Consider the following 15,101-nt stretch of genomic DNA (forward strand, 5'->3'; position numbering starts at 1 on the left):
CGCCACCTTCCATGAATCGTTCTCGCTGCCTACATCGCTGAGTACCCCACGGCAGGTGTTTCCTAATCACGCACGGCGCGCTGTGCAGCGGGAAACTCACCTTCGACGAAGGTGTGTCTACAATGTACGATATGCGCGCTTACTGCCAGAATGACCGCAACCGGTCAGTGCCACCCGGGGATTCTGGCTCCGGCGAGCGTAGTGCATCCGATGCCGCGACGCAGGCGGTCGGGCGGCGTCGGACATCCGGATTCGGTCACTGCAACGTGCACAGTGGTCGTTCCAAAACCTATTTCGTCGAAGCAACGCGTCGGAACGGACCACGGTTGCCGACCTGCGGCATCTGGGAGAATCGTTCCTCCAGCCGCAGGAAGGCGGTGTCCGATCCTCCAGCAGCGTGCCGATGGGTATGGTCAGCGTGTTGAAGCGGACGTTGGCGCCCGTTTCGCACCAGTCCGTGGCCGCCATGCTCGTACGACACGAGGTCGTCCGCGCGAGCGTGCGGCACCATCGTTGGCAACCTCTTTGGGGTCGTTCGGAACAATCGAGGCCACACGAGTGCCGTCCCGTTGGCGCTACCTGGCGGTATGACCGGGAACGCGGGTCCGGCTACCGCTGCGCGAGCGCGGCCAGGACGGGAATCGCGGTGATCTTGCGGTCGTCGAGGTGGTCCCACAGGATGCCCGGCGGCCGGTTCGTGCGCGGGCATGACAGGACCTCGTCGGGGGTGACGACGAGGTCGACCCGGAAGTCGTGCGGTGTCTCGGGTAGTTCGTCGTCGACGATCTGGAGTGGGTGCACGGTGGTGGCGATGACGGTGTCGTCGTCGACGATCCCGGTCTGCACGGCGAGGCCGAATTCCAGGTCGGAGAAGCCGCCTCCCTTGCCCACGCGCGCGCCGTGCCGGTTGGTGGCCACGGTGCCGCACACGATCAGATCGACGTGTGGCATCTCGTCGACCGCGACGGGTTCGCCGTGCTCGTGCGCACCTCGGATGGAGGCGGCGCGGCGTGGCGGCACGTCGAGCCGTTCGGGATCGAGTTTCAAGAACGGGTGCTCGTCGCGGAGCCGGGGCACGGCCATGTAGACGGTCTTACCGTCCTCCAGCGCGGCGATGCGCACCGGGAGCTGCGGTGAGTCGGGGTTTGCCTTGACGGTCGTCGCCCGTTGCCACTCCGGGCGGCTGGTCAGCAGCCGCGCGGCGGCTTCGGCGCCGGTGAAGTTCGGGATCCTGCCCCGCGCGCCCGGGAAGCGAGCGACCTTGGCGCTGCGGAGCTGCTCCCAGACGTGCTCCCGGACGGGCTGCTTGGCATCCGCCGGTTCCGGCAGGTCGGCCACGGGCTCACCTCGCGTGTACTGCTGGGGCTGCTGGGTGCGAACGACGTGCTCGTGGAGACGTCGGGGTATCGGCGGACCCTAGGCATGGTAGCCGCCAGGGTCGTGCCCTGCCGGGTGCGATTCACCGGCGGCGCCACCCCGAATGTGAATGCTACTCTGATTCGCTATGCGGGTTCACGCCTTCACCGACGATGCCCTGGCTGATCACGATGCGGTGGCTATCGCCGAACGCATCCGCGAGGGCGAGGTCAGCGCCGCCGAGGTGGCTGAGGCGGCCGTCGCCAGGTCGGAACGTGTCGAGGAGTCATTGCGTGGCGTGGTCTACGGTGACGACCGGCGCGCCGTGTCCACCGCACCGGCTGATGGTCCGCTCGCCGGGGTGCCGACCTTCGTCAAGGACAACACCGACGTGCGCGGGATGCCGACGAACCACGGCACGTCGGCCTTCGTGGCGCGGCCCTCCCGCCAGCATGGCCCGTTCACCCGCCAGTACCTCAGTACCGGGATGACCGTGCTCGGCAAGAGTAGGCTGCCGGAGTTCGGGTTCAACGCCACCACCGAGTTCCAGGATGCGGAGCCCACCCGTAACCCGTGGCACACCGGGTACTCCTCCGGCGCGTCCTCCGGTGGGGCCGCCGCGCTCGTCGCCGCTGGGGTCGTCCCCATCGCGCACGCCAATGACGGTGGCGGATCGATCCGGATCCCCGCCGCGTGCTGCGGGCTGGTCGGGTTGAAACCGAGCAAGGGCAGGCACATCGACGGTGAGCAGGCGCGGAGCCTGCCAATCAACATCATCTCGGAAGGCGTGGTCACCCGCTCGGTGCGGGACACGGCGGCGTTCTGGGACGCAGCCGAACGGTACTGGCGCAACCCCGAGCTGCCCCCGATCGGCCGGGTGGAAGGGCCCGCGCGCAGGCGGCTACGGATCGGGTTGGTGTTCGATTCGGTCGGCGGGGTGTCCGCATGCCCGCAGACCAGGGCGACCGTGGAGAACACCGCCGCGGCGCTGGAGAAGCTCGGGCACGACGTCGAGCCGGTGCCGCTGCCGATCGACGCCGGTTTCATCGAGGACTTCACCACCTACTGGGGCCTGCTGTCGTTCCTGGCACGCACGTTCGGCAAGCGCGCCCTCGGCCGCGACTTCGACGCGCGGAAGCTGGACGGGCTGAGCGTCGGGCTCTACCGGCGGTACCGGCGGGCGATGCTCCGGACCCCGGCGATGCTGTACCGGCTCTCGCGGATCAAGCAGCGGTGTGCGCGCATGTTCACCCACCACGAGGTGGTGCTCTCACCGGTGCTGGCGCACGTCACGCCGGAGCTGGGGTATCTCAGCCCGACCGTGCCGTTCGAGACGCTGCTCGCGCGCCTACAGAGCTACGTGGCCTACACGCCGCTGAACAACGTCGCGGGCACCCCGGCGATCTCGCTACCGACAGGCGAGGCTGACAATGGCCTGCCGATCGGCGTGCAGCTCTCGGCCGCCTACGGCGACGAGCGCACCCTGCTGGAGGTGGCCTACGAGCTCGAAGGGCACACCCCGTGGCGCCGCATCCAGGACTGACCCGCCGCGCGCGGCGGTGTGGACTATCTGCTGCACTGCCTCGGCGACATCACTGCACGAGTATCAGTGCGACTTCGGGGTCGTGGTGTCGTGCGGTGTTCGGTGAGGTCGTACTGGAGTTGCCATACCGAGATCGGTGTGTTGGTGCCTCGCCGGTGTCGGTGGCGGCGGGTGGCCACCACGTCGGCGGTGATGATCAGTGCGATCAGAGTCGTGGTGGCGGCGATCATCACGATCAGGGCCAGGGTCATGGTTGTGCCCCCTCGGGTAGCCAGAGTTCGCTGCGGCTGCGTTGGGTGCGGTTGGGTGCGCCGGGGCTGCCGTGGGGTGGCAGGTCGAGCAGTTGGTGGATGACGTCGGCGACGGTTCCGGTGGCCTGCCAGAGTGGGTGGGCGCTCGGGTGGCCGTAGTCCTCGGCGCGGTAGCGAGCGCCGATGGCTTCGCCGGGTGCGCGCACGGTGTAGGTGTCCACAGCGCCTGCGTGTCGGCGTTCGGCGTGGATGGCGGCCACTCCGGCGTGGTCGTGCAGGTGCAGGAATCCGAACCCGGCCGCTTTGCTGCGCCGGATGGCGGCGAGGTGCTCGGTGTCGGCGTCGGGATGTGTGGGTTTCATGGGTCACCTCGGGTGGCGGACCCGGCCGGCGCGGGGGTCGGGGCACCCGCACCGGCCGGGAGTCGGCGTGGGATCAGTCGCGGCATCGGAGACCGCTTATCCTCCGAGCGGCCACGTTCGTGTGCTGTCCGGGGAGTCGAGCCACACGGTGTGGTTGCCGTCGCGGTCGACCCGGAACCCGAAGCGTTCGCGGCTGGGTTTGCCCAATCGATGCCATTCGTCGTAGGCGGATTCGATGCGGCTCCAGAGGCGGCTCGGCCCACCCTGGCGCGCGGAGTAGCTGCCGTCCGCGCCGGTGGTGTGGCATACCCAGGAGCCATCGCCACATGCCAGCCAGTGCTCGGTGGCGCCACCATCGCTCGGGGTGAATTCGAGGTGGTCGTAGCCACCGGTGCGCAGCGCCGCGAAGAACTCGAACTCGGTGGCCTCGGTGGCGATCGAGGCGGGAAGTTCGGTCGCCCGAGCCTCGGCGTGCTTGGGGGTGACCTTGCCGAGGCGCCGACCCAACGAGAAATGATCTTGGAGGAGGAACACGTGGGGGTGTTCGCGACGTTCAGGCCGGTGAACAGGCACGATGATTCTCCACTCGTGACATAAACTGACCTAATCCGCTGGCTGCGCCAAAATCGGACGCGTTCAAAGCTCGTTGCCACCAGTCACAGCAAGTGAGGTATTGGCGACTCTAGCAAACCGTACTAGTTCGCTGTCAAGATGGTGTACTAGTACGGTTTGGCGCAGGCGTGTGCTAGTACGCTTGAGCGAACGATGTTGACCAGGTGATTGCGCGGTACGTCGCAGTCTCTCAGGACGCAGGGCACATCACGCGAAGGAGTGAAGCCCGTGCCATCCGTAGAACGGCCCGTCCCGCCCTACCTCCAGATCGCGGGCCATATACGGGACCAGATCATCCACGGTGAGCTGCACGACGGTGAGTCGGTTCCGTCTGCGCGTCAGATCACTCGCGACTGGGGTGTAGCAATCGCGACGGCAACAAAGGCGTTGAACACGCTGCGTTCTGAAGGCCTGGTGCGCTCGGTTCCCGGTGTGGGAACCGTGGTCAACAGCAGGAGGGCAGTTCATCCCTACGCCGGAGCGCGAAGCATCGCTGTCGTGCGCACGGGCCGGGTATACCCGCCAGGTCACTACGCCAAGATCCTGAGCGCTGAACTGGTGCCAGCCCCTGAACAAGTGGCTGACGCGTTGGCGTTGGAGCCAGGCGCGCCCGTTGTTCGCCGGAAACGCACCACCTACAACGATAAGGACGAGCCGGTCTCAACGTCAGTCTCGTGGTTGGACGGTTCTCTGTCTTCCCGCGCGCCGAAGTTGCTCGAAGCTGAACGTGTCGTGTCAGGCACGTATGCGTATGTTGCCGAACGCACTGGACGGCAACTGGACCGAGAGTACTCTCAGATCGCGGCCGGCTATGCCAGTGAAGTAGCTGCGGAGCAGCTCGGTGTGCCCGAGTCCTCTCCAGTGCTGGTGACCAGGAGCAGGTTCGTCGATACTGACGGAGGCGTCATCGAGTACGGTGAGTCAACATCGTTGCCGGGTCACTGGGTGTTCGTCGAGATCGCTGCGACGCAAGGTCAGCGATGAAGGTGCCCCCGGCTAGCCGGGGGCACGGAAACGGCTGGGTGCGTCGAGAATACTGACGAGACGACGCGTGAGTGATTCGACCTGGGATCGATAATGGACGCCACATCCGTGCTTGGAAGCCCGACCCACTCGGTCAGCGTCGCCGGTATTGTGATTGATTCGCGCAGCCGTGTGCTGGTAATCCGGCGGCGTGACAACCAGCGCTGGGAGATGCCCGGCGGCGTTCTCGAACTGGACGAATCGATCCAGGACGGTGTGCGGCGCGAGGTGGCCGAAGAGACGGGCATGACAGTTGAGATCGAGCGGCTGACAGGCGTCTACAAGAACCTCTCCCGCGGGATCGTAGCGTTGGTCTTCCGGTGCCGTCCTGGGCCCGAACACGTCCACCCCACCCCGGAAGCCAGTGACATCCGGTGGATGACGCGCGAGGAGGTACGGACCGCGATGGATCCCGCATACGCCATCCGGGTACTGGATGCCTTCGAGGCCGAACCCAGCGTACGTACCCACGACGGGTTCCACCTCGTACCTGGTGAACCCGCCGAGGTCATACCTCGATCCCAGCAGTGAAGCGGATGAGAATCCCGATCAGTGGAGCCGTCGTATCGCCTGCGTAGCGGTCGTTCCACAGCTACGCGCCAGCGCCGCAGCGTTTCCAGCGTGCAGTTGTAGCCCATGCTGGCTGACCGCCCCGCCCCGCATCGTCCCGGCGAGTCGTTATAGTGACGACCAGTGACGCTACGGAGCGCACCGAACCCGGTGCGGACGGCGAAGGGAGACGGGATGCGTGCCGCGACCCATGTGCTGTGGTTGTTCGTCCTCAGTGTGGCCGTGGCCGCTTGCGCACCTGGTGAACAAGCTGCCGAGGACGAGGCTGGCGCTAACGGTGCCGAGGAGACGGTCGGGGACGCCGAGGCTGCCGGTGCCGCCTTGCAAGACGCCGAGGGGAACGAGGTCGGTGAGGTCACCTTCACCCAGCGGGACGATGTCGTGGTTGTCGACGCCGTCCTCGACGCGCCCGATCTCGCGCACGGTTTCCACGGGTTCCACGTGCACGAGGCAGGCGTCTGTGAGGCCGACGCGCCGGAGGGCCCCTTCACCACCGCCGGAGGGCACTTCAACCCCGAGGGCGAGACGCACAGCGATCACGCCGGGGACATGCCTTCGCTGTACGTCACAGAGGACGGCACGGCGGAGCTGACGTTCGCCGTCGACCGGTTCGAGGTCGCCGACCTGACCGCTGAGGGCGGTGAGGACGGCACGGCGGTCATCGTGCATGCGGATCGCGACAACTTCGGTCACATCCCGGACCGTTACGAGTCCACCGAGACCGGCGAGTCAGGGCCGGACGAGGACACCCGGAACACGGGCGACGCCGGTGACCGGGCGCTGTGTGGGGTGGTCGAGCCCGCCTGAGCCTCGGGCAGGTGCGGCCGGTGAGGTACGCGGCAGCGCGCCGGGCTCTGGCGTGCCCTCGGGGACGCAGCATAGCCTCGCGACTACGACGCCGATGACCGCACACAGCACAGACCTAAGAGTCGCGCGGGCGGTTGCGTAGGTGCATCCGTTCGCCCTGACGGCCGAAGATGCTCAGCAGCTCGACCGGACCGTCGCCGGTGCTGCCGAACCAGTGGGGTAGTCGGGTGTCGAACTCGGCGGCCTCCCCTGGCCGCACGATCACGTCCTGGTCGGCGAGGACGAGACGGAGGAGGCCACTGAGGACGTAGAACCATTCGTAGCCCTCGTGTGGTTGGGGATCCGGAGTGATCCTGGTTGCGGGGATGATCGTCTTGAAGGCGTGCAAGCCTCCCGGCTGACGGGACAGCGGGACGATCGTGAGGTCGCCACGGCGCTGCGGCCGCAGCCGGATGCGGGGATCGCCCACCGGTGGGGCCCCGACGAGCTCGTCGAGGGGCACCTGGTGGGCGCGCGCGATGGGCAGCAGCAGCTCCAAGCTGGGTCGGCGACGCCCGGTTTCGAGCCTGGACAGCGTGCTGACCGAGATGCCGGTGGTCCGCGAGAGGTCGGCCAGCGTCGACCCGCGGTGCTGCCGTAGCCGCTTCAAACGCGGGCCGACTGTCGCCAGCAGGTCGTCCAGACCTGCGTCCTGGTTCATCCGGCTATTGCAGTTTCGGCAACGTCGTTTGTCAATGGCATCCCGGGTACAGCACCGTCGGTGGCGGAGGTGGTCGATATGACCGAACGGCACGGTGATGACGCGGACGGCAGGGACCTCGCGGATGTGGCGATCGTGGGTGGAGGCGCGGCGGGCCTGAGCGCGGCCCTGGTGCTGGCACGCGCCCGGAGGCGGGTGCTGGTGGTGGATTCCGGGGCGCCTCGCAACGCGGTCGCGACCCACGTGCACGGCTTCCTCTCGCGGGAGGGCACGCCCCCGACCGAGTTGCTCGCGACCGGGCGGGCCGAGGTGGCCGGTTACGGCGGAGAGATAGTCGCGGCCAGCGTCCGCGACGCGGTGAGGACCGGGGAGGGATTCGCCGTCCGCCTGCTCGACGATCGGACGCTGCTGGCGCGGCGGATCCTGCTGGCCAGCGGGCTCACCGACGAGCTGCCCGAGGTGCCCGGGCTCGCCCAGCGGTGGGGGCGCGACGTGCTGAGCTGCCCGTACTGCCACGGCTGGGAGGTGCGCGACCAGCCCCTCGCCGTGCTGGGCACCGGACCACTGTCGGTGCATCACGCTCTGATGCTGCGGCAGTGGAGCGAGGACGTGACGCTGATCCGTCATGGGCTCACCGAGATCGGGAGCGACGACAGGCGGCGACTGGCGGCACGCGACATACGGGTCGTCGATGGTGTCGTCGACCACGTGGTGGTAGACCACGATCGACTCACGGGCATGGGGCTGCTCGACGGGGCGGTGGTGCCGTGTGCGGCGGTGTTCGTCTCGGCGCGGCTGCTCGCCAATCACGGTGTGGTGGCGTCGCTGGGCGTCGAAGTCGAGCGAGATGAGCTCGGGGAACGGGTGGCGACCGATCACATCGGACAGACCAGCATCCACGGGGTGTGGGCGGCCGGGAATGTGACTGATCCGTTCGCGCAGGTGATCGTGGCGGCAGCTGCTGGTGCGAAGGTGGCCATGGCGCTCAACGCCGAGCTGGTCGAGGACGATGTGTCCGTGGCTGTCGCGTAGGTACCGGCTGGTGGCGATGGCTCAGCTGGGATCGGCACACGCCCTCCCTACCGTCCGCTCTCTGCCGCGGCGGGGGAACGGATGACTCCTCGGGCGCGACCCCGGCTGGCCAGCAGCACGGTGGCCGCGATCAGGACGGCGACCGCACCACCGCCCCAGACCGCCAGGTGCCCGGCGAGCTGTTGTTCGGCGAGGAGACCGGCACCCCAGGGTCGCTCCAGTGCCTCGTACCACTCGCGGCCGATGGCCTCGCTGGCGCGCAGCAGCGAGACGCCGAGCAGTACGGGCATGGCGAGGTACATCACCAGCAGCACCACCCGGTGCCGTTGCCCGAGGAAGTGGATCCCGTGGTCGGCGCCGGATACCTGCCAAAGGAAGACGTAACCGGCACCGAGAACCACCCCGTACATCAGCAGGTGTGCGGCGTGGGAGCGCAGCGCGGTCTCGTAGAAACCACCGAAGTAGACCAGGCCGAGCACGCTGAACTGGACAGCGAGAGCGACCTCCGGTCGCAGCGCCAGCCGCAGCAGCGGCCACTGACGCGCCTCCCGAGCCCACTCGTGCAGGCCCGGCCACCGGGCGTCGTCGGTGGGCCGGGACGCGAGCCTGGCGAGGGTGGTCGGGTGGCCGGCCAGCAGCAGCGCGGGTACCAGCATCGCCAGCGCGAGGTGCTGCACCAGGTGCGCGCCGAACAACACGTACCCGTAGCGGGCCAGCCCGGAGTTGGTGATGAACACGACCGCCGACCAGCCGAGTAGCCAGGCCACCGCGCGATGGCTCGGCCAGTGGTGGCCGTGCCGCCGGAGCCTGCGCACGCCGGCCAGGTACGCGAGCACGGCCGCCGTGGCCAGCGCGAGGACGAGCGGTTCGAGCAGCCCGTTCACCAGGAGCGTGTCGAGGCTGGGTGCCGGAGGCATGGAGAAGCCGAGCAACGCCTTGGCGGTGTCGGTGTCGGGCTCGCCCCGTGGTGGGGGAGCCCGGGAGAGGCCCACGGCCAGTCCGATCGTGGCCGCGAAGATGACCAGCTCCACACCGGCGAGCCGCGTGAACGCGCCACGGCGCCCCTGGGACAGGACAGGCAGGGTGCGGCGGCGGTGCCAGAGCCCGACGGCGGCGAGTACACCGATCGCGACGATCTTGGCCAGCACGAGCCAGCCGTACCGGGACTCCACCAGTGCGGACGCTCCGCCCAGCCGCACCATGCTGAGCAGGCCGCTCGTGGCCACCAGCATCAGGCACACCGCGGCCAGCGGTGAATACCGGCTCACGGCCCGGCTCAGGTCCGGGGTCGGCAGTCGGCGCGCCAGCATCAGCGCGAACAGCCCTCCGGTCCACAGCGCCACGCCACCGAGGTGCAGCAGCATGCTCGACACCGCGAGCTGGTGGTTGCCGTACCCGGCGGAATGGCTGGTGAAGGCCAGGCTCAGCACAGCCGCGACCGCCAGTGCGAGCAGCGCCGCGACCCCACGGACGGACAGCACGACCCGGCAGGCGATGGCGAGCACCGCTGCGACGGTGGCCATCAGCAGCTGTACCGCCGCCGCGTCCACGTCGGGGAGGAACGCCAGCGCTTCGGGGTTGGTGACGACTTGGCCAACCGGGCGGCCGAGGACTTCCGACATCGTGAACGCCGCGGCGAACACGGCGGCGACCAGCCACAGCAGGGCGGTCCACGCCGCGATGCGCAACCACCGGTATGCATGCGGGCCGACGATCCCTCGGGCGGTGCCGTCGGCCGTCACCGACACCGGCGCCAGCGCGCAGGCGGCCAGCAGCAGCCCGATCGTGGCCACCGCGGCCAGGTGCCCCACGACGCGGGTGGCAGGCAGCGACCACAACGTGAGCTGGCCCGGTTCGGGCAGGCCGATGATCGAGAACACCTCAGTGCCGCCGCCCCACCACAGCGTGAACCCCGCCACGGCCAGCGCGGCCAGCACGCCGAGCGTGATCGGCAGGGCGGCGCGGTGACGCTCCGACGGTCCGGCCGATTCGGCGGTGACCTTACTCATCACCCGAGGTCCCGCCTGACGTTCGGCCGCGGCGCAGCAGGAGGTAGCCCGCTCCACCGAGCGCCGCCAGGCCGACCGGGATCGCACCCAGCCACCACCACGGCGTGCTGGCGTTTTCGCTGGCACCGTCCGCGTCGGTGTGCTCCGGTGGGACGGGCGAGGGAGTGGGCGACGGTGTCGGGGTGGGCTCGGTGGCATCAGCTCCGGTCACGGCGAACTCGATCTCGCCGGTGACGGGGTGGCCGTCCTGCGAGACGATCCGGAAGGCCACCGAGTACCGTCCGGGGTCGCTGTGCGGGAGCGCGACCGACAGCGTCGCGTGGGAGACCTCGGGCTCGTCGGTAGCGAGCTGCTCGCCCTGCTCGTCGGTCACCACGACCGTGTTGAGCCCTTCGATCAGCGGCTCGCTGAAGCGCAACTCCACCGACGAGGGTGGTTCCGACAGAACAGCGCCGTCCTCGGGAGAGCTACCGGTGAACTCGGCATGCGCCGAGGCTGTCGTAGGCACCAGCAGTGCCGCCAACAAGGATAGGAGCAGCACCACGACCGCGCGGGCGGTGGCGAGCCGCGTGTAGCGCGATGGGTGTGTACCTGAAGCCACCGGCGCCCTCCGTGATGATGCACTCGCCCGTGCGTCGTTCTCCGTCATCCGGTAATCTACTAAAAGACATAGTAGTTGCGTTCTGGAGGTGGGCATGCGCGGAATCAGGTACGCGATCGCGGCGGTAGCAGCGGGGGCGGCGATGATCGCGGTCGCGGTACCGGTGTGGGCCTCGGCCGAGGACCCGGAGCCGGCGCCGGAACCGCAGGCCGAGATGGAGCGCATGCACGGCGAGGCGGACGGCGACCACTCCGGCATGACACGCATGTGCGAGCAAATGATGGAGGACAACCCGGGCATGGAGGGCATGCACGAGGAGATGATGCGGGATAACCCCGGGATGGAGGGCATGCACGAGCGGATGATGGGCGGCGCCCACGGTGGGCCGATGGGCCAGGACCGGTGACACCACACGCGACGCGAGGAGATCCGGCATGGAGTACTGGCTGCTGATCCTGGCTTGCCCGGCGATGATGGGCCTGATGATGTGGCTGATGATGCGCGGCGGGAACGGCTCGCAGCAATCGAGCTCGGCCTCATCGAGCACCCAGCAGGCGGACGGGCGGGACGGTCCGGAACGGGACGCCGAAATCGAGGCGTTGCGAGCCGAACTCGCCGAGCTCCGCCAGGCTCAGCGGGGGGACTCTGCGACAGATGCGCCAACCAGGCACACGTGATGAGGATGTGATCGCCGATGCGGTGTCTCGACTGGCGGGTGCTGGCCGGGCTGGGAGCTCTCGCCCTGATCGCGGTGGTGATCAATCCCAACTGGGCGCTGCCGGTGCTGGTGATCGCCGCGGTACTGGCGTGCCCGCTGTCCTGCTGGTGGCTGCTACGTCGGGGCACGGACGCGGCCTGCACCGCTGGGCAGGACGACGACCGTTCACCGGAAGCCGAACGTGAGGCCGAGGTGGCACGGTTGCGCCGGGAGGTCGCCGAACTGAAGCGCGACGCGGGTGATGGCCTGCCCGGTGGGTCTCGATAGGCAGTTGGGCCACAGGTGTGCTGGAGGGAGCGGCGTGCGCGGGTTCGGTGAGCTGGAGTCGGCGATCATGGATGTCATGTGGTCGCGCGACGAGCCCGCCACGGTGCGCGAGGTTCTCGAGGAGCTCCAGCAGCAGCGCGACCTCGCCTACACCACGGTGATGACCGTGATGGGCATCCTGCACGACAAGGGCTGGCTGCGGCGCGAGCGGGCGGGGCGCGCGTGGCGTTACGAGCCCACGATGAGCCGCGAGGCCTACGCGGCCCACCTGATGCGCGAGGCGCTCGCCGAGGACGTCGACGCCGGTGCCGTGTTCACCCACTTCGTCGAGCAAGCCAGCCCGGAAGAGTCGCGTGCCCTGCGGGCAGCGCTGGGTCGCTTCCTGGAAAGGAGCGGCGAGTGACGTCTGCGATCTGTCTCGGCGCTTACGGCCTGCTCGTCGCCGTGGGCGCGCCGCGCCTGCTGCGGCGCAGCGCTCTCGCTGAACGCGCCCCCCGGCTCGGCGTGGCGCTGTGGCTTGGCGCGGCGCTCAGCGTCCTGTTGGCCTGGCTGGCGGCCGCGGCGATGGCGGGTGTGCACGCTCTGGTGGCCTCCGGTGCATGGGAGCCTGTCGCGCGCGACTGCCTGGCCGGGGGACACGCGGCCGCCTGCCTGGGCGCGATCCCGGCCAGCTGGCATGCGGGCAGCGTGGGCGTGCTGTGGGCCGCGGTGGCTGCGGCGGGCTTCGGTGTATTCGGCTACCTGAGCGTGTCGGTGGGCCGTGCGATGCACCAGGTTCGACGGGCGCGCGGCAAGCATGTCGCGGCGGTGCGGGTGGTGGGGCGGCCCGCACCTGCCCTGGGTGAGGACACGATCGTACTGGACACCGGCGACCGTGCCGCGTACTGCGTGGCCGGGCGCCGCGACACCGTCGTGGTCACCACGGGCGCCCTGGAGAGCCTCAGCCAGGCCGAGCTCGCGGCGGTGCTGGCGCACGAGCGCGCTCACCTCACCGGGCGGCACCACCTGCTGCTGTCCCTGATGAAGGCGTTGGGGCGCACCTTTTCGTGGTTGCCGCTCTTCCCGGCGGCCGAACGCGAGGTCGCTCGGCTGTGCGAGATGCGGGCCGACGACGCGGCCGCGCGATCGCACGGCGAGGCCACGCTCGTGGGCGCCCTGCTGGCCATGTCGGAAGGCAAGCAGGGCCGCCACCCTTCGGTGGCGCTCGGGGCGTCCGGGTATGACGTGCTCGCCCGGGCCAACCGGCTACTGGCGCCGTGCGGGACCGGCCCGGAATCACGGCGCGGTGCGCTGCGCAGGCGCATGGTCGCTGTGGCGTGCATGGTGGCAGTGGCAGGCACGACGGTCACGGTCGGAGCCTGCACCGTACTCCCGCTCGCCTGACTTTCGGCTGAGCGAAGGCGTCGACGTGCGGTCGCGGATAGATACTAAGCATATTCGTAGTACGCTGGGGCGCGGTGCGCGGTGGTCGTTCCGGTTCGAGTCGTACCGGGCGCTAACTGGTGCGCGCGGAAGGGCGTGGCATATGAATCCCGAGATACGAGCCTCGGATGCCGACCGCGATCGTGTCGTCGAGCGGCTCCGGCGTCACACCGGTGACGGCAGGCTCACGCTCGACGAGTTCTCCGACCGCACCGGCTGGCAACTCCTGTTCTCGGCCGGGCAGCGCCGCTGCTGTTCGACGCGATGGTCACCACCGCGACGTTCCCGGACGTGCCGCTGCGACTGGACGGTGCCGAGCTTCAGCGGATCACCCCGATCGCCCCGTTGTCTCCCGGGCACGCGCTGTCGGTGGTCATCATCGTCTACCGCGACAGCGTGCACGTCGGCCTTCTCACCGACTCCGCGCTACTCTGCGGTGCCGACCGGCTGGGCGGCATCATCGCCGGTGAGGCGGACACGCTGGACCACCTGTGCGAGGAGGCCGCTCCTCCACGCGCTCGAAGGTGGCCTCGCGTACAGAGCTCGCAGTCTTCATGACGAGAGTGTGAAAGCGGCTGCGAAAGTGTTGCCGCTGTGGCCCGAACAGGGCGATGCTGCGACGATCATCTGCGTGTACGGCGCTGCCGAGGCCATCGCCATCAGCGGCGACTGCACCACGGGATTCTCGTCTGTGTAGTAGCATCGTCCCCGCGAACAGGGGTATGGGGGGTCATCCATGGCAGAGTTCAGTGCGGGCACCGAGCCGTACACCCAGACGTTGGCAGGCGGTGTCGTCGCCTACGTGCAGCCGGACGGGACGTGGTTTCTGAACAACACCGGGATCATCGTCGGTGACGATGCGGTGGCGATGATCGACCACGCGGGCACCGAGCAGCGTGGTCGCGCCCTGATGGACACCGTGGCGCGGCTCGGCGAGGGACGGCCGGTGCGGTCGCTGGTCAACACCCATCACCATGCCGATCACACCTTCGGCAACTACCTGGTGCCGCCGGAGACGGCGATCATCGGACACGAACTGTGCCGCGAAGAGGTCATCGCCACCGGAACCGCTGTGACCGCCTTCTTCGAGGGACCCGAATGGGGCGACATCACTATCCGGCCGCCCGAGGTGACGCTCACCGAGGCGCTGACGATCCACGCCGGAGACACCCGTATCGAGCTGCGGCATTTCGGTACCCCGGCGCACACCACCAACGACGTGGTGGCGCACCTGCCCGAGCACGGCATCGCATTCTGCGGTGACCTGCTCTTCTCCGGGGGGACCCCGTTCGCCGTGCAGGGCAGCATCAGCGGCTGGCTCGCGACGTTGGACGACCTCGCCCGGCTGGACGCCCCCGTGCTGGTTCCCGGGCATGGCCCGGTCGGCGGTCCCGAGCGGATCGACGAGGTGCGGCGCTACCTCGAGTTCGTCGCCGAAGCCGCCGCTGATGCTTACGAACGTGGGTTGACCCCGCTCGAAGCGGCCAGGGAGCTCGATCTGGCGGAGTTCGCCGCCCTGGCCGATGCGGAACGTATCGTGGGCAACCTGCATCGCGCGTACGCGGAGATCGACGATCCCGACCATCCCGGCAAGCCGCTGCCGTTGCCCGAGATCGTCGGCGACATGCGTGCCTACCTCGGCGGCCCGCTACGCTCGAAAGCCTGACTCCCAGCAGGCGAGACAGCACGTGCACTCGTTGTGCGTGAGGGTGAGCCCGTTCGGTCCTGCCGGTTCGGCTGAACGGTTGATGTCCACATAGTCCGTTCCGGGCACGCTAGGCCGGTCGGTCGGTTGTGGCATTGACATGCCGCTGCTGCGGAGCAGTCT

General features: G+C 68.8%; 19 protein-coding genes and 1 pseudogene. 14 read left to right on the forward strand and 6 right to left on the reverse strand.

Features of this window, described 5'->3' with window-relative positions:
* Window positions 1-609: 609 nt before the first annotated feature.
* A complete protein-coding gene (locus F8178_RS17615) occupies window positions 610-1,338 on the reverse strand; it encodes a 5-formyltetrahydrofolate cyclo-ligase (protein WP_317495938.1) in 729 nt (242 codons plus the stop codon).
* Between the two features lie 166 nt (window positions 1,339-1,504).
* Here F8178_RS17615 and F8178_RS17620 point away from each other — a divergent pair, with 166 nt between their 5' ends.
* Window positions 1,505-2,899, forward strand: a complete 1,395-nt coding sequence (locus tag F8178_RS17620) for an amidase (RefSeq protein ID WP_317495939.1) — start codon at window positions 1,505-1,507, stop codon at window positions 2,897-2,899.
* Between the two features lie 247 nt (window positions 2,900-3,146).
* Here the strand turns inward: F8178_RS17620 and F8178_RS17625 are convergent, their stop codons facing one another.
* The gene (locus F8178_RS17625; protein WP_317495940.1) at window positions 3,147-3,512 is read right to left on the reverse strand and encodes a hypothetical protein; all 366 of its coding nucleotides are present in this window, start codon (window positions 3,510-3,512) and stop codon (window positions 3,147-3,149) included.
* A 96-nt stretch (window positions 3,513-3,608) separates the two neighbouring features.
* Complete coding sequence (locus F8178_RS17630) at window positions 3,609-4,019, reverse strand: hypothetical protein (RefSeq protein ID WP_317495941.1); 411 nt, start codon at window positions 4,017-4,019, stop codon at window positions 3,609-3,611.
* 333 nt (window positions 4,020-4,352) lie between these two features.
* Here F8178_RS17630 and F8178_RS17635 point away from each other — a divergent pair, with 333 nt between their 5' ends.
* The 3 genes from F8178_RS17635 to F8178_RS17645 all read left to right on the forward strand — a co-directional run bounded on the left by F8178_RS17635 (window position 4,353) and on the right by F8178_RS17645 (window position 6,524).
* On the forward strand, window positions 4,353-5,108 hold the full coding sequence (locus F8178_RS17635; protein ID WP_317495942.1) for a GntR family transcriptional regulator: 756 nt from the start codon (window positions 4,353-4,355) through the stop codon (window positions 5,106-5,108).
* Window positions 5,109-5,201: 93 nt separating this feature from the next.
* Window positions 5,202-5,678: an NUDIX hydrolase gene (locus F8178_RS17640; protein ID WP_317495943.1), complete on the forward strand. Its 477-nt coding sequence runs from the start codon at window positions 5,202-5,204 to the stop codon at window positions 5,676-5,678.
* 162 nt (window positions 5,679-5,840) lie between these two features.
* A complete protein-coding gene (locus tag F8178_RS17645) occupies window positions 5,841-6,524 on the forward strand; it encodes a superoxide dismutase family protein (RefSeq protein WP_317495944.1) in 684 nt (227 codons plus the stop codon).
* 115 nt (window positions 6,525-6,639) lie between these two features.
* On the opposite strand, the gene F8178_RS17650 is transcribed toward F8178_RS17645, so the two are convergent.
* Entirely contained in the window at window positions 6,640-7,224 is a 585-nt protein-coding gene (locus F8178_RS17650; RefSeq protein ID WP_396345737.1) for a helix-turn-helix domain-containing protein, read from the reverse strand.
* A 78-nt stretch (window positions 7,225-7,302) separates the two neighbouring features.
* Between F8178_RS17650 and F8178_RS17655 the strand changes: the two genes are divergently transcribed.
* A complete protein-coding gene (locus tag F8178_RS17655; RefSeq protein WP_317495945.1) occupies window positions 7,303-8,256 on the forward strand; it encodes an NAD(P)/FAD-dependent oxidoreductase in 954 nt (317 codons plus the stop codon).
* Window positions 8,257-8,303: 47 nt separating this feature from the next.
* Here F8178_RS17655 and F8178_RS17660 read toward each other — a convergent pair whose 3' ends face one another.
* Together F8178_RS17660 and F8178_RS17665 are read right to left on the reverse strand one after the other, a co-directional pair.
* The gene (locus F8178_RS17660) at window positions 8,304-10,265 is read right to left on the reverse strand and encodes a cytochrome c oxidase assembly protein (RefSeq protein WP_317495946.1); all 1,962 of its coding nucleotides are present in this window, start codon (window positions 10,263-10,265) and stop codon (window positions 8,304-8,306) included.
* Window positions 10,258-10,866: a copper resistance protein CopC gene (locus tag F8178_RS17665; RefSeq protein ID WP_317495947.1), complete on the reverse strand. Its 609-nt coding sequence runs from the start codon at window positions 10,864-10,866 to the stop codon at window positions 10,258-10,260. The genes F8178_RS17660 and F8178_RS17665 overlap by 8 nt, the downstream gene beginning before the upstream one ends.
* A gap of 94 nt (window positions 10,867-10,960) precedes the next feature.
* On the opposite strand from F8178_RS17665, the gene F8178_RS17670 reads away from it, so the two are divergent.
* The 9 genes and pseudogenes from F8178_RS17670 to F8178_RS17705 all read left to right on the forward strand — a co-directional run bounded on the left by F8178_RS17670 (window position 10,961) and on the right by F8178_RS17705 (window position 14,939).
* Window positions 10,961-11,272 (forward strand): hypothetical protein, encoded by a 312-nt coding sequence (locus tag F8178_RS17670; protein WP_317495948.1) that lies wholly within the window; start codon window positions 10,961-10,963, stop codon window positions 11,270-11,272.
* A gap of 28 nt (window positions 11,273-11,300) precedes the next feature.
* Window positions 11,301-11,543 (forward strand): hypothetical protein, encoded by a 243-nt coding sequence (locus F8178_RS17675; protein ID WP_317495949.1) that lies wholly within the window; start codon window positions 11,301-11,303, stop codon window positions 11,541-11,543.
* A 17-nt stretch (window positions 11,544-11,560) separates the two neighbouring features.
* The gene (locus tag F8178_RS17680) at window positions 11,561-11,851 is read left to right on the forward strand and encodes a hypothetical protein (protein ID WP_317495950.1); all 291 of its coding nucleotides are present in this window, start codon (window positions 11,561-11,563) and stop codon (window positions 11,849-11,851) included.
* 34 nt (window positions 11,852-11,885) lie between these two features.
* Complete coding sequence (locus F8178_RS17685; RefSeq protein ID WP_317495951.1) at window positions 11,886-12,254, forward strand: BlaI/MecI/CopY family transcriptional regulator; 369 nt, start codon at window positions 11,886-11,888, stop codon at window positions 12,252-12,254.
* Window positions 12,251-13,234, forward strand: coding sequence for a M56 family metallopeptidase (locus F8178_RS17690; protein WP_317495952.1), 984 nt, complete (start codon window positions 12,251-12,253; stop codon window positions 13,232-13,234). Before F8178_RS17685 ends, F8178_RS17690 begins: the two co-directional genes overlap by 4 nt.
* A gap of 142 nt (window positions 13,235-13,376) precedes the next feature.
* Window positions 13,377-13,478: pseudogene (locus tag F8178_RS20460) on the forward strand (DUF1707 domain-containing protein); the annotation flags it as partial.
* Window positions 13,479-13,537: 59 nt separating this feature from the next.
* The gene (locus F8178_RS17695; protein ID WP_317495953.1) at window positions 13,538-13,831 is read left to right on the forward strand and encodes a WS/DGAT domain-containing protein; all 294 of its coding nucleotides are present in this window, start codon (window positions 13,538-13,540) and stop codon (window positions 13,829-13,831) included.
* 7 nt (window positions 13,832-13,838) lie between these two features.
* Entirely contained in the window at window positions 13,839-13,970 is a 132-nt protein-coding gene (locus tag F8178_RS17700; protein ID WP_317495954.1) for a hypothetical protein, read from the forward strand.
* A gap of 39 nt (window positions 13,971-14,009) precedes the next feature.
* The gene (locus F8178_RS17705; protein ID WP_317495955.1) at window positions 14,010-14,939 is read left to right on the forward strand and encodes an MBL fold metallo-hydrolase; all 930 of its coding nucleotides are present in this window, start codon (window positions 14,010-14,012) and stop codon (window positions 14,937-14,939) included.
* Window positions 14,940-15,101: the final 162 nt, after the last annotated feature.

Origin of the sequence: Haloechinothrix sp. LS1_15, assembly GCF_033042135.1 — a bacterium.
Classification (GTDB): Bacteria; Actinomycetota; Actinomycetes; order Mycobacteriales; family Pseudonocardiaceae; genus Haloechinothrix.

Coding starts and splice junctions, on each gene's coding strand:
- F8178_RS17620 (WP_317495939.1), top strand. CDS start 1,505: ATGCGGGTTCACGCCTTCACCGACGATGCCCTGGCTGATCACGATGCG.
- F8178_RS17625 (WP_317495940.1), bottom strand. CDS start 3,512: ATGAAACCCACACATCCCGACGCCGACACCGAGCACCTCGCCGCCATC.
- F8178_RS17640 (WP_317495943.1), top strand. CDS start 5,202: ATGGACGCCACATCCGTGCTTGGAAGCCCGACCCACTCGGTCAGCGTC.
- F8178_RS17650 (WP_396345737.1), bottom strand. CDS start 7,224: ATGAACCAGGACGCAGGTCTGGACGACCTGCTGGCGACAGTCGGCCCG.
- F8178_RS17655 (WP_317495945.1), top strand. CDS start 7,303: ATGACCGAACGGCACGGTGATGACGCGGACGGCAGGGACCTCGCGGAT.
- F8178_RS17660 (WP_317495946.1), bottom strand. CDS start 10,265: ATGAGTAAGGTCACCGCCGAATCGGCCGGACCGTCGGAGCGTCACCGC.
- F8178_RS17670 (WP_317495948.1), top strand. CDS start 10,961: ATGCGCGGAATCAGGTACGCGATCGCGGCGGTAGCAGCGGGGGCGGCG.
- F8178_RS17675 (WP_317495949.1), top strand. CDS start 11,301: ATGGAGTACTGGCTGCTGATCCTGGCTTGCCCGGCGATGATGGGCCTG.
- F8178_RS17680 (WP_317495950.1), top strand. CDS start 11,561: ATGCGGTGTCTCGACTGGCGGGTGCTGGCCGGGCTGGGAGCTCTCGCC.
- F8178_RS17695 (WP_317495953.1), top strand. CDS start 13,538: ATGGTCACCACCGCGACGTTCCCGGACGTGCCGCTGCGACTGGACGGT.
- F8178_RS17705 (WP_317495955.1), top strand. CDS start 14,010: ATGGCAGAGTTCAGTGCGGGCACCGAGCCGTACACCCAGACGTTGGCA.